General features: G+C 57.1%; 16 protein-coding genes. 15 read left to right on the plus strand and 1 reads right to left on the minus strand.

The window, feature by feature from the left end:
• Window positions 1–3 precede the first annotated feature (3 nt).
• From ACFDR6_RS24445 to ACFDR6_RS24515, 15 genes are all read left to right on the plus strand, one after another.
• Window positions 4–768: an ABC transporter ATP-binding protein gene (locus ACFDR6_RS24445; protein WP_375859784.1), complete on the plus strand. Its 765-nt coding sequence runs from the start codon at window positions 4–6 to the stop codon at window positions 766–768.
• A 72-nt stretch (window positions 769–840) separates the two neighbouring features.
• Window positions 841–2,364 (plus strand): gamma-glutamyltransferase family protein, encoded by a 1,524-nt coding sequence (locus ACFDR6_RS24450; RefSeq protein WP_494516629.1) that lies wholly within the window; start codon window positions 841–843, stop codon window positions 2,362–2,364.
• A gap of 704 nt (window positions 2,365–3,068) precedes the next feature.
• Window positions 3,069–4,244, plus strand: coding sequence for a M20 aminoacylase family protein (locus tag ACFDR6_RS24455; RefSeq protein ID WP_375859786.1), 1,176 nt, complete (start codon window positions 3,069–3,071; stop codon window positions 4,242–4,244).
• Window positions 4,245–4,570: 326 nt separating this feature from the next.
• Window positions 4,571–5,536, plus strand: coding sequence for a 2-hydroxyacid dehydrogenase (locus ACFDR6_RS24460; RefSeq protein WP_375859787.1), 966 nt, complete (start codon window positions 4,571–4,573; stop codon window positions 5,534–5,536).
• Window positions 5,537–6,153: 617 nt separating this feature from the next.
• Window positions 6,154–6,924 (plus strand): aspartate/glutamate racemase family protein, encoded by a 771-nt coding sequence (locus ACFDR6_RS24465; protein WP_375859788.1) that lies wholly within the window; start codon window positions 6,154–6,156, stop codon window positions 6,922–6,924.
• 1,077 nt (window positions 6,925–8,001) lie between these two features.
• On the plus strand, window positions 8,002–9,408 hold the full coding sequence (locus ACFDR6_RS24470; protein ID WP_375859789.1) for an amidase: 1,407 nt from the start codon (window positions 8,002–8,004) through the stop codon (window positions 9,406–9,408).
• Window positions 9,409–9,786: 378 nt separating this feature from the next.
• Entirely contained in the window at window positions 9,787–10,881 is a 1,095-nt protein-coding gene (locus tag ACFDR6_RS24475) for an ABC transporter ATP-binding protein (RefSeq protein WP_375859832.1), read from the plus strand.
• Between the two features lie 87 nt (window positions 10,882–10,968).
• Window positions 10,969–12,006 carry an ABC transporter substrate-binding protein gene (locus ACFDR6_RS24480; protein WP_375859790.1) on the plus strand — a complete coding sequence of 346 codons (1,038 nt, stop codon included), beginning with the start codon at window positions 10,969–10,971 and terminating at the stop codon, window positions 12,004–12,006.
• A gap of 236 nt (window positions 12,007–12,242) precedes the next feature.
• The gene (locus ACFDR6_RS24485; RefSeq protein WP_375859791.1) at window positions 12,243–13,262 is read left to right on the plus strand and encodes an ABC transporter substrate-binding protein; all 1,020 of its coding nucleotides are present in this window, start codon (window positions 12,243–12,245) and stop codon (window positions 13,260–13,262) included.
• A gap of 74 nt (window positions 13,263–13,336) precedes the next feature.
• Window positions 13,337–14,587 (plus strand): ABC transporter permease, encoded by a 1,251-nt coding sequence (locus ACFDR6_RS24490; RefSeq protein ID WP_375859792.1) that lies wholly within the window; start codon window positions 13,337–13,339, stop codon window positions 14,585–14,587.
• Between the two features lie 5 nt (window positions 14,588–14,592).
• Window positions 14,593–15,423, plus strand: coding sequence for an ABC transporter permease (locus tag ACFDR6_RS24495; protein ID WP_375859833.1), 831 nt, complete (start codon window positions 14,593–14,595; stop codon window positions 15,421–15,423).
• A 734-nt stretch (window positions 15,424–16,157) separates the two neighbouring features.
• Entirely contained in the window at window positions 16,158–17,252 is a 1,095-nt protein-coding gene (locus tag ACFDR6_RS24500) for an extracellular solute-binding protein (RefSeq protein ID WP_375859793.1), read from the plus strand.
• A gap of 222 nt (window positions 17,253–17,474) precedes the next feature.
• Complete coding sequence (locus ACFDR6_RS24505; RefSeq protein ID WP_375859794.1) at window positions 17,475–18,281, plus strand: ABC transporter permease; 807 nt, start codon at window positions 17,475–17,477, stop codon at window positions 18,279–18,281.
• Window positions 18,278–19,114 carry an ABC transporter permease gene (locus tag ACFDR6_RS24510; protein WP_375859795.1) on the plus strand — a complete coding sequence of 279 codons (837 nt, stop codon included), beginning with the start codon at window positions 18,278–18,280 and terminating at the stop codon, window positions 19,112–19,114. The genes ACFDR6_RS24505 and ACFDR6_RS24510 overlap by 4 nt, the downstream gene beginning before the upstream one ends.
• A complete protein-coding gene (locus tag ACFDR6_RS24515; RefSeq protein ID WP_375859796.1) occupies window positions 19,111–20,238 on the plus strand; it encodes an ABC transporter ATP-binding protein in 1,128 nt (375 codons plus the stop codon). The genes ACFDR6_RS24510 and ACFDR6_RS24515 overlap by 4 nt, the downstream gene beginning before the upstream one ends.
• 376 nt (window positions 20,239–20,614) lie before the next feature.
• On the opposite strand, the gene ACFDR6_RS24520 is transcribed toward ACFDR6_RS24515, so the two are convergent.
• The gene (locus ACFDR6_RS24520; RefSeq protein WP_375859797.1) at window positions 20,615–21,379 is read right to left on the minus strand and encodes a class II aldolase/adducin family protein; all 765 of its coding nucleotides are present in this window, start codon (window positions 21,377–21,379) and stop codon (window positions 20,615–20,617) included.
• Between the last annotated feature and the right edge of the window lie 648 nt (window positions 21,380–22,027).

A 22,027-nucleotide genomic window follows, 5' to 3' on the forward strand; every position in this document is an offset into this window, starting at 1 on the left:
GGTATGGCTCAGCCGATTGTAGTACGCCATGTCTCGAAAGCGTTCGGGGTTGGCAAGGGCAAGATTGAGGCCTTGCAGGACATCGATGTTGACGTGGACGCCGGCGAATTCGTAGCCATCGTTGGCGCCTCGGGGTGCGGAAAATCCACACTGCTGCGACTTGTTGCTGGACTGATGGCACCCACAAATGGCCACGTTCTGATCGGCGGCAAAGTCGTCACTGAGCCTTCACCGGGGATCGGAATCGTGTTTCAGACGCCAGTGCTCCTCCCATGGCGCAACGTACAACAAAATGTTCAGCTACCCTTAGACATTCAACGATCTGGCAAAGAGCCAAAGCGGATTGACGAGTTGCTGGCGCTGGTCGGCCTCCGCGGTTTTGAGAGAAGTAGACCCTACGAGTTGTCCGGAGGGATGCAACAGCGCGTAGCGCTATGCCGCGCGCTCGTGACCAATCCGTCGTTGCTCCTCATGGACGAGCCATTCGGAGCTCTGGATGCACTCACCCGGGAGCAGATGAATCTCGAGCTCCAGCGGATCTGGATCGAGACTGGCAAGACCGTCCTTCTGATTACGCACAGTATCACGGAGTCCGTCATGCTTGCGGATCGGGTCGTGGTCATGACCCCGCGCCCCGGGCGCATCCAGGAAATCATCAAAATCGGACTGCCGCGGCCTCGCGACTTCTCTTCTCTGCGTGATCCAGAATTTCATAGGGCGTGTGAGCGCATACGCGTGTTGATGAACGCGTCCGGACTTATGGAGTAGTCGACTGTGAATGCAACAAACGAAAACGAGACTTTCAGATCGGCTCGACCCGTCGTCATAGGCGACCGCGGAATGGTCGTGGCTGGTCATCCCAAAGCATCCGAAGCAGGAGCGGCCATGCTGCGGAACGGCGGGAACGCGATGGACGCGGCGATCTCCGCCGCTGCGACGCTTGCCATCGCCATCCCGTTCATGAACGGTCTCGGAGGAGACGCCATCGCTCTTTACACGATGCCAGGGGGCGATGTCACCGCGATCAATGGCTCCGGAGCGACGCCATGCGCTATGTCGGTTGCTAGCTTGCGCAGTCGTGGTCTGACTGCAATGCCACAGCGAGGCCCTGTTTCGGTTACGGTGCCCGGGGTGGTCGCAGCCTGGGGTGAGGCACTCGATCGGTTTGGCAGCCGGCCTCTCGCGGAAGTTCTTGAACCGGCGATTGCCCTCGCCGAGCAGGGCGTTGCGCTCGACGTTTCGGCGGTGGAGTACTTCAACGGTGCCGAATACGCGGCTCTCGTCGGTGAGTTCCCTGCGCTTGAGAGCCAATTCGGTCCAGCTGGAGGACGCCAACTCCGAGAGCGTTTAAAGCAGCCCAGCGCCGCTGAGACGATGCGGGTTCTAGCCACGCAGGGATGGCGGTCATTCTATTCAGGCGATCTTGCCCGGCAATGGCTAGCCGAAGCCCGCGCTCAGGACGTTTTGATCGATTCGGAAGACCTCGTATCGCATGCGACCTCGTTTCAGCGCGCGCTATCGACATGGTGGCGAGGCTTGCAAGTGCATGTGGCACCCCCAAATTCTCAAGGCTTGGCACTGCTCGCAATGCTCGGCCTAACCGAGGCGCAACCTGCACCGCCGCCATCCGACAGATCGGATCCTCTTATAGATCCGATTGCCTATCTGAGGCGGAAAACCGTCGCATTTGCGATGCGCGACGCCTACTGTGCGGACTCACGAAGAATCCATATGCCGCCAGACCTCCTCTCGCCCGATCGGTTCCGGACATTGAAGCTCGACGCAGGTCCCGCCATGAGCTTGGCGGGCGGCGGCGATACGTCGACATTGGTCGTTGTAGATGCTGCCGGTCGCGCCGTATCTTGGGTTCAATCGTTGTTCGAGGCTTTTGGTTCGGGCGTCGTCTGCCCGAGTCACGGCCTAGTCCTGCACAATCGCGCCATGCTCGAGCGCCTCGACGATGATCCGGTGCGCGGTCTACGCGGTGGGTTTCGTCCCTTTCATACGCTGTGCCCGGCTTTGGTAACCGGGAAGGGAGGCGTGGAACTTGCCATAGCTACGCCAGGGGATCACGGCCAGCCGCAGTCGCTGTTCCAAGTCATGCGACGCCACTTTGAGCAGGGCCTGGACATTCAATCGGCTATCGAGTGGCCGCGTCTACGCCATGACGTCGGCCGGGACGTGATGCTGGAGCGCAGATGTCCGTCGAACTGGGACTCTGCCCTGTCGAAAGCCGGTTGGGTGGTGAAGCGAGTAGACAGCTGGTCCCGTGTTATGGGCGGAGTCAATGCGATCCGCAGAACCGAAGGCCAGCTATTCGGTGGTGCAGATCCGCGGCGATCCTCGTACGCGATTGCAGAGTGATCAAAACCTGGCGATGTGCGCACGCTTTGCAGCGCCAGGCAGATGCCGCGCGTGAATGATGGTAAGAACGGAAATAGACAAGATCGCCAAGCGGAATCGCGACGAGATGAAATATCAGTATTTTCGGCTATTCGGTGCGGTTTGACCTCGGTCGAGACCATCTGGGTATGGCGCCCGACATTCCTCTGCAAGTGTCGTTCTGGCGGCGAGAGGCAGTTTGAATGCGCCGAAGGCAGCATTGTGCAAGATTTCCGAGCGTTCGCATCGATGTTTGGCGCTGGCGATTGAATCTCCAGTCGGACCGTGTGTCTGCCGCTTTTCTTCAATCAAAGTGGGATGAATTCGCAGTTTGTTCGCAACTGCTATTCCCGAGACGCCGCGGGATGGCGTTACGCTGTCAGCCTACCATAGCTGACGACCTGTCGTAGTTTTCCAGCGCCATCTCAGCTACAGCGCAGCAATACTGCGGGCCACCTTAAAAAAAGCAGGATGAGAACCCTAGGACAGGTTCAATCTCGCCGGGGCAACTGAGATGATGTAAGATTACAGATTCTGAGCAATCCCGTTGGCAAGGGCAGTGCGTTCCTTCATGCGGAGGCGAGCCGCGGAAAGGGCTAGAGCGGTGACGTTACCGATTGAGATGCGCGATGCAACTCCGCAGAACACGAAAACATCTAGCTTATCATTTTGAAATGGGAGCAGGCATGCACAGCGTTGAAAGGTTCCAATCTCTGCAGAGCGAGGCAATCTCCTGGCGCCGCTACCTCCATCAGAATCCTGAGCTCGACTATCAGGTCCATAACACGGCTGCCTTCGTAGCTGAGAAGCTGGCTTCGTTCGGCATAAATCACATCGAAACCGGAATAGCTGAAACCGGTATCGTTGCGTTGATTCAGGGTGAAGGTGGCGAGGGGCCGACCATTGGTCTGAGAGCGGACATGGACGCCTTGCCAATTTTGGAAGCTTCAAACAAACCTTGGTCTTCGACAATACCTGGCAAAATGCACGCATGCGGCCATGATGGTCACACGACCATGCTGCTGGGCGCCGCTAAATATCTCGCGAGCACGCGCAAATTCAAAGGTACGGTGGCTCTGATCTTTCAGCCCGCAGAGGAAGATGGTGGGGGCGACAAGCTGGGCGCTCAAAAAATGGTAGAAGCCGGAATTATGGAGCGCTTCGGTATCTCCCAGGTTTTTGGCATGCACAACGCGCCTGGCATGGATGTGGGCAAATTCGGTATCTGCCATGGACCAATTATGGCCGCGCAGGACGATTTCGAAATTTCCGTGAAAGGTAAAGGAGGGCACGCGGCAAAGCCGCATCAAACCATCGATCCGGTTGTCATTGCAGCACAGATCATTATCGGCCTGCAAACGCTGGTCTCGCGCAAGACGAATCCGATCGAGTCGCTCGTGATATCCGTAACCAAACTCAAGGCCGCTCAGGCCAACAATATCATTCCAGATACGGTGGAGATGGGCGGCACCGTTAGGACCCTCGTGCCCGCCCTCCGCGATTTTGCAGAACAACAAATGCCTGTAACCGCGCAAGGCATTGCGGCGGCATATGGCGCTGACATTGAATTCGCTTATCGGCGCTACGTGCCCGTAACGCTCAATCATGCAGAGGAAACCGAACTGGCGATCAGGGCGGCCAGTAGGCTCGTCGGGCCGGGTGCCGTCAACAACAAGCAAGCTGTTAGCATGGGAGCGGAGGATTTCGCTTACATGCTAGAGGCCCGCCCAGGCGCCTACATCTTCGTTGGCAATGGGCCGGGCGCCGGTGTGCATCACCCGGCATACGATTTCAATGACGAGGCGCTGCCCTATGGCATTGGCTATTGGGTGAATCTAGTTGAGACTGCGCTGGCGGCCTGAGCCAGAGAGATCCTCGCTACCTTGGAGAAATTGCACCCATCCGGTTCAGTTTATCCTTCGTGTCGGCACGGAAAGCCTGTTGCGCGGGGTACTTCTGAAATTGCGCCACAATGCCACTACTAGTTGGCGTGATGTCTCATGAAGACGAGACAGGTTGACACCGAGCTGCGAGAACATTCGCCTGGATGCGCTAGGAGCAATGAAATCCAAATCGTTGGTCGCCTTCGCGTGCATACATCAGTCTCGCCACCGAGCTGCTCGCGCCACTTACTGTTGACCGGCGCGTAGAAAAGCCGCGAGTCAGCGGAACTGAAAGGACACCTCGAATGACCAATGGCGCGATGGCTCTCTTGATCAACAGCCGCTCGCAGAACTGGCTGCCGGAGCGCTGGAAGGCACGCTTCGAGGCGGTCTGCGGCGACCGGCCCGTGGTGCTGTTGCCCGATACGCGGCTCGACCCAACCGAAGTCCATTATGCGGTGGTGTGGAACCCGCTTCCAGGCGAGCTTGCCGCATTCAAGAACCTGCGCGCAATCTTCAACTTGGGTGCCGGTGTCGACGCGCTGATGGCGGATAGGAGGCTGCCGGACGTGCCGCTGGTCCGCATGGCTGTGCCCGATCTCACGAGCCGCATGACCGAATATGTCGTGCTGCATGTGTTGATGCATCATCGCCAGGAGCTGTATCTGCGGCAGTCGCAGCGCGACAAAATCTGGGAGCCGAGATATCAGTGGCCGGCAAGTGCTGTCACTGTCGGGATCATGGGGCTCGGCACGCTGGGCGCAGATGCCGCCCAGCTCCTGGCTCGATTCGGCTTTCGAGTCGTCGGCTGGAGCCGCAGCGCGCGCGCCGTCGCCGGGGTCGAATGCTTTCACGGCGGCACGCAAATGAAGGTCTTCCTGCACAAGAGCAATATCCTTGTCTGCTTGTTGCCGCTGACGGACGATACCCGTGGTATTCTCAATCGTGATGTCTTTGCCAGGCTCGACCGCACGAGCCCGCTCGGCGCGCCGGTGCTGATCAACGCCGGCCGCGGCGGCTTGCAGAACGAGGACGATATCTTGGCCTGTCTCGACGACGGCACGCTCGGCGCCGCCTCGCTCGACGTGTTCGTGCAGGAGCCGCTGTCGACGGACAGCCGCTTCTGGACTCATCCCAACGTCGTGCTGACGCCGCACAATGCCGCTGATACAGATGCCGACGAGATCTCGAAATACATCGCCGCGCAGATCACGCGGTTCGAGGCCGGCGAAACGCTCGAGAATGTGGTGGATCAGGCGCGCGGGTATTGAAGCCTCAGCTGATCGCCAGACGATTGCGGGTTGAAGCTCTCGCTGAGCAAAGACCTGAGAGTCGAGATCAGCTATATTCGATCGGCACTCGCGTGACAGCCGCCCAGAGTTGGCGTGCATGATTCATGAAGTTCGACAATGACAGATTGGTAACGACCGAAGCACACGGGGTAGGGAAGTTCCGGAGTGAGCCGACTTGAGCCCCAGGAAGACGTGCGACGTCCTGAAGCAGACCAGGGAGCAGCAGCTCAGCCATTTACCCCGGCAGCGCTCATTCTGCTTCGGTCTCAGAGATCGGGGCCGCATGCGTTTGTCTTTTCGGTCTGGCATCCGCACGCAATTTGGCATCCAACTCGCCCAAAAGTGTCGATTCAGCGCATAATGCAATCGTGGACCAAGGAGAGAAGCGTGCTGCCGGTTCCGCTTTAGATGCTGGTTACAAAATCATCCACCCATGATTTGGCAGTATTTCTCCAATGTAGCGCTCATGTTTGCGCTCATTGGACGTTGAAGTGGCTATAGGATATTTCCGGGGCTGATCGTGAGCTTAGACCGAATCGCTTAGAGCGACCATTGCCGCGGCTGCGACGTCCTACTGCCGAAAGGACCTGACACAGATGATCGATCCTGCTCAAAATCTGCTGAAGCCAAAACCGCAGTTCTATGGGGCGCCTGTGGGCATTCTGATGTTCGAGCGTCCTCGCGACCCCTTTGACCGCCCATTCATTCCAGGGAGCGTCGGCAATGCCAGCACGTGGAGTGTCCCGGTGCGATACAAGACAATGCCAGGCCTCAGCTTCGAGCGAGTTCTTGGGCCTAACGCTGGGGATGTGGCGCAGATCGTGGCACACGCCGCGGCCGAACTCGTCGATGAAGGTGCTCAACTGATCACCTCCAACTGCGGGTTCATGATTCGCTACCAAGAGCCGGTTCGAGCCGCGGTCGATGTGCCCGTACTCTTGTCCAGCCTGCTCCTCGGACCTTTTCTCGAAAGATTACTTCCCCGGGGCAAGGCACTCGGGATCATTACCGCGAACGCGTCCTCTCTCACACCGGACTTACTGACGTTAGCAGGGTTGCGCACGAATTCTGAACGAGTTGTGGTTTCGGGACTCGAGGGCGCTCCGGCCTTTAGTGCAGCTTTTTTGTCCTGCAACGCCGACTTGGACATTGCCGCTGTCGAGAGCGAAACAGTCGGTGCTGCGGTGGCACTACTTGAAACGCGCCCAGATGTCGGGATGCTGCTCCTCGAATGCTCAGAGCTCCCGCCTTACGCAGCAGCGGTCCAACGTGCTACCGGCATTCCCGTCTTCGACTTCACCTCAATGGTGGAATTCTTTATCCGTGGCTTGATACGCAGGCCCTTCACCGGCCTAGGCGAGATTTAAGACAGCGCCGGGGGCATCCAATCCTTTCTGAGAGCACGCAAGGACTGTAATGACCCAAGCGCATGCTAGTGCACAACACGTGAGACTACAGGAGCACGTCGAGCGCGCTATGGGAGTTGCCGAAGGAGTCGTGGAAGGAGCCGCACACGTGGCCGGCGCGATTGCGAGCGGCGTTGTGGCCAGCATGGCCGGAAACGCTGCCTGGAACGGATAGACCAAGCCATTTCGAAGCTGAATCCACCGTTCTTGGCGAGACGAGGGAGCTTGCGCAAGAACCTACGTACTTCGCGACGGCGGATACCTTCTTCATCCACGGACACCGTGCGATGTGCGCCGGGCGTCTCGATGTCGGCTCGTCTTGTGCGGCTCTCAGGATTCACGCGGCGACTTCGCGCACCTCTTGAATGACGACGTGGATCACCTCGCGCCGGTCCGGGGAGGATAGCATAATTCGTTGGAACGTTAGCGTAAGGGGCCCAGACAGCGATATTTAACGAAAGTTGCGAACTTAGCGACCGCGCAAGATACGCTATTCCCTGTCCGTAAGAAAGTGTGCAAGCCGCCGATCAAGAGTCTGCACCTCGAAACATTGCCAATTTTCCTCAAGATCCGTTCGAACCAGTCGCCGTCATTGCGCGGTTGCGGCGGGGAAGCGATGCGATCGAAGAAGCCAGGAGGCGGGCCCGATCAAATCATCAATCTGAAGCACGCGTTGTGCAGCTCGGCGGAAAAATTGACTAGGTCTGAATCGATCGCGAGATGGCGCCGCGCTCTGAACAGAAAGGAGCTGACGCCGCCTCCATCCGAGCGGCCAGCTGCGGCCCTTATCTCGTAATCGCGTCGATGTACCTGCCCTGCGAACTCTGCACTTCTACTGCCGCCTGGACGAGTGATTGGTGTCGCGTGAATCCGCCACCCACCCCGGTACACTCATAACCTGCGCAACGGGGCAGGTGTACGCCGGATTTAGTCGCGCGCTGATAGCTTTTGCAGGAAACGGGCGCTGAAGTGAAATCTACTAACACACAAGCGCCAGCGACCTGCGAGCTCCAGCGCAAGGGAGGCAAGGAGACCATAATGTCTACGAAACGGGCAACACAGATTGCAGATCTTACTGCGCATGACTGCCTTGCGCTTTATAAGAGCCGGGACTTATCTCCGGTTGAAGTGACCGATGACTGCTTGAGGCGCATCGATGAAACGAATCCCGAGTTCAACGCATTCTGCTTCATCGGCGTCGAACAGGCGAAAGCCCAAGCACGACTCTCAGAAGCCCGGTGGATCCGGAGAGAGCCCTTGGGTTTGCTTGACGGAGTGCCGGTAACTTTAAAGGACGTCACACTTACTCGCGGAATGCCGACACGCTGGGGATCGAAGTCGACCAGTGAGGGTGGGCCCTGGGATGTCGATTCCCCGGCCGCTGCACGTCTGCGGGAGGCGGGAGCTGTCATTCTTGGAAAGACAACTACCCCGGAATATGGCTGGAAAGGTGTTACCGACAGTCTACTTTTCGGAATTACTCGTAACCCCTGGAATCCTAACCTTACGCCAGGCGGATCGTCCGGTGGTGCGGCAGTTGCCGCAGCATTAAATCTCGGCTTTCTCCATCAAGGAAGCGATGGCGCTGGATCGATACGCATTCCCGCAAGCTTCACAGGCACGTTCGGCTTCAAGCCGAGCTTCGGGTATGTCCCCCAGTGGCCGCCAAGCGTATTTACTACGCTTTCGCATACCGGGCCAATAACTCGCACAGTGGCTGACGCGGCCCTCATGATGAGGGTTATCGGCCAACAGGATGTCAGGGACGGATATGCCGGCCCGGAATATCCATTCGGTGACGTTCCTCTCAGATCCACATTACAAGGACTGAAAGTGGCCTATAGCCGAGACTTCGGGTATGTGGATGTGGACACGGACATTCTGAAGGTTACGGATGCGGCCGTTCAGAAGATCAAATCCCTCGGCGCAGAAGTAGTCGAGATAGATCCCGGTTTCGATGATCCTCGACCACTGCTCCGAACGATTTGGCTTGCCGGCGTCGCTCGGATCCTTCGCCGACTGAACAAAGAGCAACGGTCTCTACTTGAACCCAGCTTTTTGGATTACGCCGAGCGAGGTTTGTCGCTCACTCTTTCTGAATATCAAGACACCCAAGAAGCTTGTTTCGAACTTACGGCCAAGATGGCTGCGTTTCATCAGGACTTTGATCTCCTGGTCACGCCAACCATGCCGATCGCACCTTTCCCCGTTGGGCGTGATGAGCCAGATCATCCAAATTGGACGCCATTCACTGGCCCTTTCAACATCACAAAGCAACCAGCAGCTTCTTTGCCGTCTGGATTGGATAGCAATGGTCTTCCCGTCGGCCTTCAATTAGTCGCTGCGCGCTACAACGACATGACTGTGCTGTCCGCGGCACAGGTTCTTGAAACTGCATTTGGATGCCTGGTCCCGCCGAGGCGTTCGCCAAGCCATGTGCGGTAAAGCTGCAAAGCACTGCCTGGCTCGCGAAGTAACTACAGCATGTGGCGAGAATGGCTTCGTCCTCGCCACCGACGGCGCGTCGTTGGTAGGAAGGGACCATTTCGATGGGCAACTTTGTAACCGCGCGGAATTCAATACCTGAGGTGACAAACACATTCCGGTTTCTGGAATGATAAATCGTGTGTCAGCTCCAAGTACGGAGAACTAAGCGTGGGAGGAAGAATGAGCCAGTTGGTTAATCGCGGACGTCCAATGCGGACCTGTCCCGACGGTCTCGACTACGAGGTCGACAAGATGCAATCAGGTAAAAAAGAGCACCGCAAGCTGATTGGCGGTGAGACGCTAGCGGAGAAGACGCCAGCGCTAACGAGAGACTCTATGGCCGACGCGAAAACTGCCTTTGTGAAGTTTTCCGATATCCAGAAGACTTATGATGGTGAAACCCTCGTTGTTAAGAATCTCAACCTGGATGTAGCGCGGGGTGAGTTCTTGACGTTGCTGGGGCCGTCCGGCTCGGGCAAGACAACGACGCTTATGATGCTCGCCGGCTTCGAGGTGCCTACTCGAGGCTCAATCCATCTGGAGGGGCGCTCAATTCATAACGTGCCTCCGCACAAGCGTGACATTGGAATGGTATTCCAGAACTACGCGCTCTTTCCGCACATGACCGTGGAGGAGAATCTCGCCTTCCCGCTCAAAGTTCGCAAGCTCGGCAGGGCCGAGCGCGAGATGGGAATCAAGCGGGCGCTCGACATGGTTCGGCTCGGGGACCATGGCAAGCGGCGGCCTAGCCAGCTTTCCGGCGGGCAGCAGCAACGCGTCGCGCTTGCTCGCGCGCTCATCTTTGATCCCAAGCTCGTCCTGATGGATGAGCCGCTCGGCGCCCTCGACAAGCAGCTGCGCGAGCAGATGCAGCTTGAGATCAAACACATCCATGAGGATCTCGGTGTCACCGTGGTCTATGTGACGCATGACCAGAGCGAAGCGCTGACCATGTCGGACCGCATCGCGGTGTTCAATGATGGGGTAATCCAGCAACTCGCTGCGCCCGCGGAGTTGTACGAAGAGCCGCGCAACGCTTTCGTCGCTCAGTTCGTCGGCGAGAATAACCGTCTTCTTGGTAAAGTCGTCGCGATGAATGGTGCGACGTGCAGGGTGGAGATTCCTGGCGCGGGTGGCGTGCAGGCGCTCGCTGTCAACGTCGAGGTGTCCGGCGGACCGACGGTGTTGTCGCTTCGGCCGGAGCGGGTGAAGCTCAACCCAGTGCCGGGGTCCTTGCCAAATATCTTCAGCGCGCGGATTGCGGAAGTGATCTACCTGGGCGACCACGTGCGAGCCCGGCTCTCGGTCTGCGGCCAAGACGATTTTGTAATCAAGCTGCCGAATTCGGACGGCGTGGCGCAGATCGCGCCGGGCGCAGCGATCACGATCGGATGGAAAACGGAGGATTGTCGAGCGCTCGATGCGTCGTGACTATGGCCCGAAGTGCCGTCGACTCGGCGGGCAGGAAGTTTGAGAGCGCCGCTCCTATTCTGGGGCGGACAAAAAGGGGAGCGGAATATGATGAGGACAAATAAAATGGTCGCCGGCGCGTTGGCTGCCATGGGCTTGATATTGGGTGCGTCGAGAACGCCGGCTTTCGCCGCTGACCAGTTGACGGTCGTCAGCTGGGGCGGGAACTATCAGAACGCGCTGGCCAAGTACATTTTCGAGCCCTTCTCGAAGGCCACGGGGATCAAGCTTATTCAAGGAGTGTACGCCGGCGAAGCCGCTAAGGTCCGTGCGATGGTCGAAACCAAGACTGTGAGTTGGGACGTGGTCGATGCCGGCTCAAATGCTTGGGTGATGTGTGCCCAAGGCCTCCTCGAGACGACAGACTGGAAGAAGTTGGGTCTTGACCGGGCAAAGTTTGGCGAAGCTGGCAAGTTTGAGTGCGGGGTGCCAAGCCAGACCAATGCCACGATCGTTTACTATGGCAAGAAACTAACGCCCGCTCCGACGACCATCGCCGACCTTTTTGACACCAAGAAATTCCCTGGCAAGCGCGGGCTGTGGAAGAATCCCTATCCAAGTCTCGAATGGGCGCTGATCGCTGACGGCGTGCCAAAGGATGACGTCTACAAGGTCCTCAGCACGCCGCAAGGTGTTGATAGGGCGTTGAAGAAGCTCGACACGATCAAGAACGATGTCATCTGGTGGACGTCCGGCGCCCAGGCGGACCAGCTACTCGGTAGTGGCCAAGTCGTCATGACCGCGGCATGGACGAGCAACGAATTGAACAAGCGGTATGATACCATGTGGGACTCTGCGCAAGGGGCGTATCAATACTGGGTCATTCCCAAGGGTAGCCCACATCTCGACGAAGCGTACAAGTTCCTCGCCTTCGCCGGCTCAGCCCAACCGCAGGCAGATATGACGCGCGAGCTGCCCTTGGCACCGGCCAACAAGGATGCAATGCCGCTAGTAGATCCAGAGATCTTGCCCAGCCTTTCGAATACCCCGGAGCATGCAGCCATTGCTCTGCCTTTCGACCCAAGATTCTGGGCTATTCACGGCGATGATCTGCGCCAGCAGTTCACGGCTTGGCTCGCGAAGTAATAAAAGCAGCTTGAGATCAAGCGGGCCGCTGACCATGTCGGACCGCATCACGGTGTTCAATGATGGGTGATTCAGCAACTCGCTGCGCGCGTCGACTTGTACGAACAGCCGAGCAACGCCTTCATCGCCTAATTCATCGGCGAAGTGCCGTCGACCAGGCGGGCAGGGACTTTGACAGCGCCGCTCCTAGTCTGGAGCGGACTAAAAGGGAGAGGAATACGATGAGGACACATATAATGGTGGCCCGCGCATTGACTGCCGTGGGCTTGATGTTGAGTGCATCGAGTACTGCGGCTTTCGCGGCCGATCAGCTGACGATCGTCAGCTGGGGTGGGAATTATCAGGATGCGCTGGCCAAGTACATTTTCGAGCCCTTCTCGAAGGCCACCGGGATCAAGGTCATCCAAGGGGTGTACGCGGGCGAGGCCGCTAAGGTTCGTGCCATGGTCGAAACCAAGACGGTGAGCTGGGACGTAGTCGATGCCGGTTCAAATGCTTGGGCGATGTGTGCCCAAGGGCTCCTCGAGACGATAGACTGGAACAAGCTGGGTCTTGACCGGGCAAAGTTTGGCGAAGTCGGTAAGTTTGAGTGCGGAGTGCCGAGCCAGACCAATGCCACCATCGTCTACTATGGCAAGAAACTGACGCCCGCTCCGACGACGATCGCCGACTTGTTTGATGCGAAGAAATTTCCCGGTAAGCGCGGGTTGTGGAAGAATCCCTATCCAACTCTCGAATGGGCGCTGATCGCTGACGGCGTGCCAAGGGATGACGTCTACAAGGTCCTCGGCACGTCAGAAGGTGTTGAGCGCGCGTTGAAGAAGCTCGACACGGTCAAAAATGACATCATCTGGTGGACGACCGGCCCACAAATGACGCAGCTACTCGCGAGCGGCGAAGTCATCATGACCGCGGCTTGGACCGACAACGAGTTGAACAAGCAATACGGCATCATGTGGGACGCTGCGCAAGGAGCCTTTGATTACTGGGTCATCCCTAAGGGAAGCCCTCGTATCCAAGACGCCTACAAGTTCCTCGCCTTCGCCGGCTCAGCCCAACCGCAGGCCGATTTGACACGTTACGCGCCTTACGGCCCTGCCAACAAGGACGCGCTGGCGCTTGTCAATCCGGCGGTGCTGCCCGAGCTTCCTACCTCGCCCGAGCATGCAGCCGTGGCCCTGAAGTTCGACCCAAACTTCTGGGCTATTCACGGCGATGAGTTGCGTCAGCGCTTCACCGCTTGGCTCGCGAAGTAATGAAAAGAGCGGCGAGGAGGTGTCCTCCTCGCCGCTGAGAAAGATCTGAAGTAGAGCGAGTGAGGGAGAGCCCGATGAGCACGATTGCGGTGAAATTCACAGACGGTCCTGAACGAGTGCCGCTGCGTGTCAAATTCCGACGAGTTGAGTCCCGGCGTCAACTCAGGGCTTTCACCCTCCTGCTTCCGCTCCTGCTATTCGTCCTGATCGCCTTTGTTTTGCCGATTGGCCGAATGCTCGAGAACGCGGTCTACGATAGAATACTGCTGACGTTGATGCCGCAGACAATGTTGGCGATTGAATCGTGGGACGGCACGGACGTACCCGGTGAGTCCTCTTTTGTCGCGCTGGCGGCCGATCTCAAAGAAGCTTGGGCACATAACAATGCATTTCAAATCGGAAATCGCATTAACTACGAATTGCCGGGCGCAGCAGGCTCCGTGCTCGCCAGCGCGCGCCAGGCAAACATGTTGACCACCGGACCTTACAAACAGGCGATGATTGCAATCGCCCCTTTGTGGGGACGCCACGATGTCTGGAGCCTTTTGAAGCGCGCCCATTCACCGTACACGGCGTATTATTTGCTGCGTTCCGTTGACTTTCAATACAACGCCGAGGGACAGATCGTCTCCTCTCCCCCGGAGACGGCGATCTTCCGCGATGTTTTCTTGCGCACGTTTGGGATCAGCACTGCTGTCACGATCGCAACATTGCTTCTAGGTTTCCCGGTAGCTTATCTTCTTGCGACGGTGCCGCCCAAGACGAGCAATCTGCTGATGATCATGGTCGTCTTGCCGTTCTGGACCTCAGGCCTGGTTCGCAGCATCGCTTGGGTCGTGCTCCTGCAGAAGAACGGTGTCGTCAACAACGTGCTACAGGAGCTGCATATCATATCGCACCCGCTGGAACTCATCTTCAACCGGTTCAGCACGGTCGGAGCCATGATCAATATTCAGCTGCCTATCACACTGCTGCCGATCTACAGCGCGATGAAAACGATTTCGCCCAACTATGTGCGCGCCGCCCGGTCGCTCGGCGCCGGTCCGTTCTACGCCTTCTGGAAGGTTTACTTCCCGCAAACCCTGCCGGGAGTCGTCGCTGGTTGCCTGCTGACATTCATTTTGTGTCTGGGCTACTACATCACCCCCTCGATTGTCGGCGGGCCAGCCGACCAGATGATCAGCTACTTCATAGCCCACTATACCAACGAGGAACTCAACTGGGGCATGGCCTCGGCGCTTGGCGCGATTCTACTTATGACGACGATACTACTCTACCTTGTTTACAATCGGCTCGCTGGCGCCGACCGGCTTATGATGAGATGAGAATGATGGCGAAATTTACCTATGCTTCTCCGATGGAAAAGGGCTGGTACTATCTGCATCGACTGATCTGTGCGGCGGTGCTGATGTTCCTGGTCGCACCGATCGTAGTGGTCCTTCCGCTGTCTTTCAATTCGGTCGCTTTCTTCACCTATCCCATGGCAGGATTTTCGCTCCGCTGGTACGAGCAATTCTTTCTGACAGAGCTCTGGCAGGGCGCGCTGCTGAACTCTATCGTTGTTGCGGTGTCGGTCACCTTGCTATCGACGGCGCTGGGTACTCTAGCCGCGATCGGACTTACCCGCCTAAGCGCCCGCTGGCGCATCCTGTCGATGAACATATTGGTCATGCCGCTCATAGTCCCGATCGTGATCACTGCGGTCGCGGTGTATTTTTTCTATGCCGCGATCGGGCTGCTCAACGGCTATGCCGGATTGATCCTGGCACACACTACTCTGGCGACACCCTTTGTCGTTATCGCCGTGTCCGCCACCCTGGCGGGTTTTGACGAGTCGCTCGGCCGCGCGGCGGCCGGTCTCGGCGCGCCGCCGATCGCCGTCTTCTTCATGGTCATCCTGCCGCTCATTCTGCCTGGCATGGCCACCGGGGCCCTCTTCGCCTTCCTCACCTCCTTCGACGAGGTGGTAGTCGCCCTTTTCGTTGCTGGTCCTGAACAGCGCACCTTGCCCATGGTCATGTATTCCGGCATCCGAGAGCAGTACAACCCGACCATGATAGCGGCCGCCGCCGTCCTGGTCCTGTTCACCGTCGTTATGCTAACTACTGTCGAGTTGTTGCGCCGACGCTCGGAGCGGTTGCGCGGGATCCGCAACAGCTGAGGATGCCTGTCCCATTTAGCCGCCTATTTGTTTCGTTCGAAAACTCTGCACGTCCCTGCCAGATTTTCGATCTGCTCGATAAGATTGCGTCCGAAGCGAGTATCCGGAATTCACATTCGGAATGTAGTACTGAGCCGTCGCCGCTCAGTGGGTGGTAGAGGGACATCAGGTGGCCTAGCAAAGCACGGACGCCGTATGGGAGGAATCATCCACTCTCGCAGTATTAACGTTCGTAACGCTCTGAGGCCTAATCGCGATAATGGCCGCGGGCCACGCACTGCAGGCACTTTGGCTGGCCCTTCGAGCAAGAGACGCGTGTCGCGTTTGTCTAAACGTACGACTTCGAAGTCACTTCGCCGCTTTCCCGCGCAACGACAGTCGAGAAAGCCGCGATACTGCGCATCCGGCTCGAAATCGCACGAGAAGAAGCAACGCGGCAGGCTAACATTACCGATGTACTAGGCTTCAATGAGACTTCAAACGACTTCGTAGGAAATACGAGGGAGGAGCGATCTTGCATTGTTAGCACTGTTCCCGCAGACCATTCAAGTCGAAGGCGCGAATTTGGCGATGGCTTGCAAGTCAGGCGCGCTTTGCGGAGAAGTGTAAGGCCGACTGTGATCGGGGTGTTCCGATTCAAACTCTCTTGACCCGCTGAAGGCAGGCTGCGACGGCCGCCCCGGCGGCTGGAATTGATTATCAGGGAACAACAGGAAATGGCAGAGGAGGGGGCGATGGTATCAGAAATGTCGAAAATGCGTGGTCAGCCCATGCGACGTCGGACGCTAACTTGCGGCCTGCTAGTCGGCGGCCTTGCGCTTTCAGTCACCGTTTCCCTAGAGGGATCGCTTAATCGAGTGCAGGCGGACAGCGCAAAGCTGACGGTCGAGAATGGGACCGGCATGTATGCAGACTGTCTACGTACTTCCTTTTTCGAGCCATTCACGAAGGAGACGGGGGTCCGAATCCTTACCATCCCCGAAAATGCCGATAGCTCGAAATTTAAGCTCTCGGTGACTACTCGTCATTATGTCGCCGACGTGATGGGTATAGGTTCAGCTTTTGCTCAACCCCCGAATGGCCCAAAATATCTTGAACCCATCGACTATTCCATCATCAATAAAGAGGACTTAATCCCAGATCTGGCGCAAACCTACGCAGTCGCGCTCGATAACTATGCCTTCACTCTCGCCTACAACTCGCAGAAAACAGGGGGTAAGATTCCGACCGGCTGGGCAGATTTCTTTGACCTGGAGAAGTTCCCAGGAAAACGCGGGGTCGGAGATGGCCCGGCCACAATTCTCATAATGGCTTTGCTCGCCGATGGAGTAGCACCTCAAGATATTGTGCCCTTGGACTTCGATCGTGCCTTCAAAAGGCTTGATACCATAAAAAGGCAGTTGGTGTTTTGGGAGACGGGGGCCCAACTTCAGGACCTCCTCATATCTGGAGAAACGCCGCTCACTATGGCTTACGCCAATCGCGTTGCATCGGCACGCGCCGATGGCAAGCCCGTAGAGCAAGTGTGGAACGGCTTCATAGTTAGCTCGGACATGCGAGCTGTGCCCAAAGACGATCCGAACAAGGCAACAGCAATGAAGTATCTAGCCTTTGTTCTGAGCAAAAAGATAAATGGGCAGCAGACCAACTGTATCGCGCTCGGCCCTGCAAATATACACGCAGAAGCCAATCCTAAATGGCAGGACGCTTATCCGGCTAACCACTTGAACGAGCCGCATGTGCTCCTTGATACTCCGCGGGTCGCGGCGTGGCTTGGTGACCACTACGATGATATGCACCGTCGCTACCAGGAATGGAAATCCAAATAATCAGCATAAGCGTCATCAAGTAAGCGCACCGCGAAGAACATCTCGGGACGGTGGAACAACTCCCTCTTCGGAGTCTCGATAGAGATGTACTCACAACTTGATCGCATCGAAAATCCAAAGTCCGACGCTCGAGGTTTATTTTGGCAGCGGTTCCGAGTTGTCCGTGGAATGCTGCGGAATGCCGGAGCGCAAGGGGCCTCAGCCAACAGATGGGGATGGCTGGTGTTGCCCGCCTTGATGTTTCTTATCGCGTTCTTCTTGTGGCCGTTGGCGTACGTGATTGTTCAAAGTTTTGTGGAGCCTGATCCGGGCTTCGAGAACTACGTCCGTCTCTTCACTTCCCCGCTCGTCGCTCAGACCTTCGTTACGACCATTGAAACGGCTCTCGTGGCGACGCTAGGATCTTTGCTCGTCGGTTATCCATATTCTTATCTCATGTACATATCATCGGCGAGGCTCGCGGCAGTCCTCCAGCTGGCTGTGCTAATCCCGTCGTGGGTGAGCTTCATTGTGAGAACCTATGCATTAACGGTGCTCCTCCGTGACACGGGCGTCATAAACCAGACGCTGATCGACCTCGGGCTCATCGGCAATCCCCTGCCGCTAATTCGCAACGACTTCGCAGTGATGTTCGGAATGCTGGCGGTGCTGCTACCATACATGGTCTTTCCCATTTACGCTGTCATGCGTCGAATTGATCACGATTATTCGCGGGCGGCCGCGATACTCGGCGCACCACCTGCCCGCGCATTTGTGCGCGTGATCGTACCGCTCAGCGTGCCTGGCGTCCTCGCAGGATGCGTGCTCGTGTTTGTCCTTTCCCTGGGGTTTTACATTACGCCTGCCCTACTGGGCAGCGGCCGAGATCTGTACGTCACTGAGCAGGTCGTATTGGCAGTTCGACATTTAGAATGGGGATACGGCAGCGCGCTTAGTGTGGCGTTGCTCGTCGTGACGTTCGGCGTGCTCCTTACAGCTAGCGCTGCCGTGCGACTCCGTGATGTCTTCGGTGTGGCAGTCTCCGAATGAGCTCCAAGCTTTCCACCCGGCTGCTGCTGGGCGTTTTTGGCGTGCTGGTTTGCTTTTGCCTAGCGGCGCCACTGCTTATTATCGTGCCCTTGAGCTTTACAGAGGCCGAGGAAATGATTTGGCCGCCGATCGGCTTCAGCACCCGCTGGTACGAGACCGTGCTGATGAGCCCTGACTGGCGGGAGCGTATCGTAACCTCGCTCGAAATCGGCATGGGCTCGGCTGTGCTCGCGACCGCGCTTGGGTTGTTGGCCGCGCTAGGCCTCGTCCGAGGCAGTTTTCCGGGAAAGCGTATTGTATCGGCACTTCTCCTGTCGCCCTTGGTTGTCCCAACCGTCGTGATCGCCATCGGCATGTTCTTCGTGTGGACTCTCGGGTGGTCGATCGGGCCGGTGACGCTAGGAGGTGATCTGCAAGGAACTGTGACAGGGCTGATCTTGGCACATGCCGTTATGAATCTGCCATTTCCCATCATCATGATAACTTCCGCCCTCGTTACGGTGGATCGCAATCTAGAGCGGGCCGCAGCAATCATGGGCTCCAGCCCACCCATGGTTTTCTTTCGTGTAACCGCTCCGCTGATACAGGTGGGGATTCTATTCGGGTTTGTCTTCGCCTTTCTTGGATCCTGGGACGAATATATTGTTGCATCGTTCCTCTCGAGTGCGGAGGTCAATACCATTCCGGTTGGGCTCTTTTCCCAGGTCAAGCTGTCAGTCGATCCTACAGCCGCCGCTGTCTCAAGCGTTCTCCTGGCAATCAGCTCCCTCGTCCTCGGGTTGATGCTTCTCCGCGGCAGCAGACAACTCCTTGGAGACAGCGCGCAGCGATGAACATCCTGTCCGACGTCCGAGGGAGTGAGATAATGACGGAAGTAGTGCAGCCGGCTCTGCGGATGCAAGCCGTTACGAAGGCCTTTGCAAGCCTTATCGCCGTCGATGCGATCGACCTTGAGCTGCGAAAAGGTGAATTTATGACCCTTCTCGGCTCTTCCGGCTCCGGTAAAACCACCACGCTCAATATGGTAGCAGGGTTTGTCCAGCCGACGTCGGGGCGGATTTTCATCGATGGGCAGGACGCAACTCACATTCCGTCCCACAAGCGTGGCATTGGGATGGTGTTTCAAAACTATGCGTTGTTCCCGCACCTTACCGTAGCTCAGAACATAGCCTTCCCACTAGTTCGCGTCCCCAAATCTGAGCGAGCAGCATTAATTCAGGAGGCACTGCGTCTCGTCGGCCTAGAAGGTCTCGAGAAACGGTTCCCGCGGCAGCTCTCGGGCGGTCAGCAACAACGCGTGGCTTTCGCACGCGCCGTCGTTTATCGCCCACGCCTCTTGCTCATGGATGAACCGTTTGGCGCGCTTGATAAGAAGCTACGGGAGACTTTGCAGCTGGAGGTCCGACGCCTGCATAAGGAGCTTGGCATAACAATTCTGCACGTGACACATGATCAAGAGGAAGCCCTCGTGCTGTCCGACAGAATTGCAGTATTTCGTCGCGGGCGCGTTGAACAGCTGGACAGTCCGAGAGGCCTCTATGATAACCCCAAGACAGTCTTCGTCGCAGACTTCGTCGGCGACTCCAACATCTTCTACGGGGTGATGAGCCAAGACTCAGGGACCACCGCTGTTAAAGGCGATGGCTGGGATCTGTGTGGACCGGTTCAGTCCAGTGATGGCCTTGCACACGGGTGCCGAGCTGCATTAGTACTCCGACCCGATAAATTGACGCTGCTTCCGGTCGACTCGCCGCGGGACCCAGGAAGCCAGCGTATCATTGGATGTGTGCGGCAAGTCGTATACCTCGGCGATACGCTCAAATACGAATTGCAGGCTCTAAATCAAACCGTTTATGCTCGCTTGAAGACTGATGCTTTGAGCTTCACGCCGAATTTGGGTCAGGAAGTCAGCATCGAGTGGCGGACCGAACGCGGGACGATCGTCCCGGGCAACTAGCGTTCGCGCTGGCTGCGCCAATTTGCGAAGACCTTGAACGTATGCTGCCGGCACTTTCGCCTATTCACCCTGAAGATTGCTACACTAAACAACCGGATCGATACGAGGCATGTGATGATAGGCCATGCCGCCTTATTCGTGGCGACGGCCTGATTGTTGTCGAAGTACATCCCACCGAGTGACGCGCGCGAGCGGCGCCAGCCTAGGGGGCTGGTTGCCGCAAACAGCAGCTCGATCACCTCATCTGGATATTGCCCCCCTGAGCCACCCAGCCCTCGCCAACTTAACGCCGGCGGAGTTCGCAGTGAAACAAAACAGGCCTCCTTAAGGCCAGACCGAAACAGGCCTTCAAGACGAAGGAGAGTTGGGCCTCAGGTCACTCCGCATAGTCCGAACCGCGGGCAGTTAGGACACGTTTGACAGCGTTGAAGTAGAGGTTGACCTCGTCTGAGAACTCCTGCTTGGCGGTCTGCAAAAGGGTCCGTGACTTTGCGAGAACCTCATCGGCTATCATTCGTCGTTTCCCCGCTGCCGACGCAATCATTTGGGTCATTGCCGCACGCTCTAGAAAGTAAAGCCTGTGATACGCTTCCGCTACCGTTTCGCCTGTCGTGACAACACCGTGATTCGCGAGCATTAGGATTTGCTTATTCCCAAGCACATCAGCCAGTCTCTCACCCTCCTCCTGGGTGTTCGCCAAGCCATTGTAATCATAATCGTATGCGATTAGTTCGTGGAGAACCATCCCGTTCTGACTTGACGGCTCCAGCGTCATATTCTCGAGCTGCGACAGTGCGGTCGCGTACGGCATATGGGTATGCATGACACAGGCAATTCCCCGCCGATGCATGGGGGCGTGAATGCTGACCGCTGAGAGATTGGCTATGCCATTGCCCGCGACGACTTGGCCATCGAGGGTGACTTCAATAAGGTTGGATGCCTTAATTTCTGACCAATGCAGTCCAAATGCATTCAAGTAGAAGCGATCCGAGTGCCCCGGCACGGTAAGAGTGAAGTGGTTGTCGATCCCTTCGATGAACCCGTCGGTCACCGCTTGGCGATGCGCCGCAGCCAAATCCATCCGAGCATTCATCTGTTGCTCGCGATCAGAATTGTGAGTCCGTAGAGTATGTGCAGTCATGTCGTGTCTCCGTTCGGGTATTAGAGTAACCGTGTTCGACGGGCATTCTCCTCCCATAGCGCAGTTCTGCAACCAGACCTGTGCATCTGGTGCGAGAGACCGCTGATATTTGCCCATCTTCTAACATTAGGTCGGATTGTGCCGGTGATGACCATCACCGCAGGAATTGCCACCCGCTTTGCGTCACTGGCGATTAAGCACGATTGTCTAAGGTCAGGTTCAAAGCGCCCCAGTTATGCGCTCGCCAGCCGCAGCAGGTCCGTTTGCGAGCCCGTTCCAGCGAAAGATCGAGATCTGCCGACGGCATCGATGCATTGCTCTTTCAGTAGTCGGCAATAATTCGGCTGCCGTAAGTAATCCTTCGTTTTGATAGACTGACACGGCTAGCCCCGTTAGGCACGCGGCATGGTGAATGGAGAAAGCAAAACCATGCAAAAGCTCAATTTGGCTTTGCGGACCCTGCGAAGCGAGCATCACAGACATCCCGCATGCGGCCCACATCGGAGAGATCCGTTTGTCGAACCTTTGCCGTGCAAACCAAGTCTGGCACGAGACCGAAGTAGTTAATTGCAAGATACCCACCGCCGTTCCATCCAACTCATGATCATCAGAAACAAGCTGTCAGAGCCTCTGACAGCTTCGTCATTG

This window comes from Bradyrhizobium tunisiense, from assembly GCF_042263385.1.
Lineage (GTDB): Bacteria > Pseudomonadota > Alphaproteobacteria > Rhizobiales > Xanthobacteraceae > Bradyrhizobium > Bradyrhizobium tunisiense.

Bases quoted from the DNA above. Each gene is read 5' to 3' on its own strand.
- ACFDR6_RS24445 (WP_375859784.1), top strand. From the start codon at position 4: ATGGCTCAGCCGATTGTAGTACGCCATGTCTCGAAAGCGTTCGGGGTT.
- ACFDR6_RS24450 (WP_494516629.1), top strand. From the start codon at position 841: ATGGTCGTGGCTGGTCATCCCAAAGCATCCGAAGCAGGAGCGGCCATG.
- ACFDR6_RS24455 (WP_375859786.1), top strand. From the start codon at position 3,069: ATGCACAGCGTTGAAAGGTTCCAATCTCTGCAGAGCGAGGCAATCTCC.
- ACFDR6_RS24460 (WP_375859787.1), top strand. From the start codon at position 4,571: ATGACCAATGGCGCGATGGCTCTCTTGATCAACAGCCGCTCGCAGAAC.
- ACFDR6_RS24465 (WP_375859788.1), top strand. From the start codon at position 6,154: ATGATCGATCCTGCTCAAAATCTGCTGAAGCCAAAACCGCAGTTCTAT.
- ACFDR6_RS24470 (WP_375859789.1), top strand. From the start codon at position 8,002: ATGTCTACGAAACGGGCAACACAGATTGCAGATCTTACTGCGCATGAC.
- ACFDR6_RS24475 (WP_375859832.1), top strand. From the start codon at position 9,787: ATGGCCGACGCGAAAACTGCCTTTGTGAAGTTTTCCGATATCCAGAAG.
- ACFDR6_RS24480 (WP_375859790.1), top strand. From the start codon at position 10,969: ATGATGAGGACAAATAAAATGGTCGCCGGCGCGTTGGCTGCCATGGGC.
- ACFDR6_RS24485 (WP_375859791.1), top strand. From the start codon at position 12,243: ATGGTGGCCCGCGCATTGACTGCCGTGGGCTTGATGTTGAGTGCATCG.
- ACFDR6_RS24490 (WP_375859792.1), top strand. From the start codon at position 13,337: ATGAGCACGATTGCGGTGAAATTCACAGACGGTCCTGAACGAGTGCCG.
- ACFDR6_RS24495 (WP_375859833.1), top strand. From the start codon at position 14,593: ATGGCGAAATTTACCTATGCTTCTCCGATGGAAAAGGGCTGGTACTAT.
- ACFDR6_RS24500 (WP_375859793.1), top strand. From the start codon at position 16,158: ATGGTATCAGAAATGTCGAAAATGCGTGGTCAGCCCATGCGACGTCGG.
- ACFDR6_RS24510 (WP_375859795.1), top strand. From the start codon at position 18,278: ATGAGCTCCAAGCTTTCCACCCGGCTGCTGCTGGGCGTTTTTGGCGTG.
- ACFDR6_RS24515 (WP_375859796.1), top strand. From the start codon at position 19,111: ATGAACATCCTGTCCGACGTCCGAGGGAGTGAGATAATGACGGAAGTA.
- ACFDR6_RS24520 (WP_375859797.1), bottom strand. From the start codon at position 21,379: ATGACTGCACATACTCTACGGACTCACAATTCTGATCGCGAGCAACAG.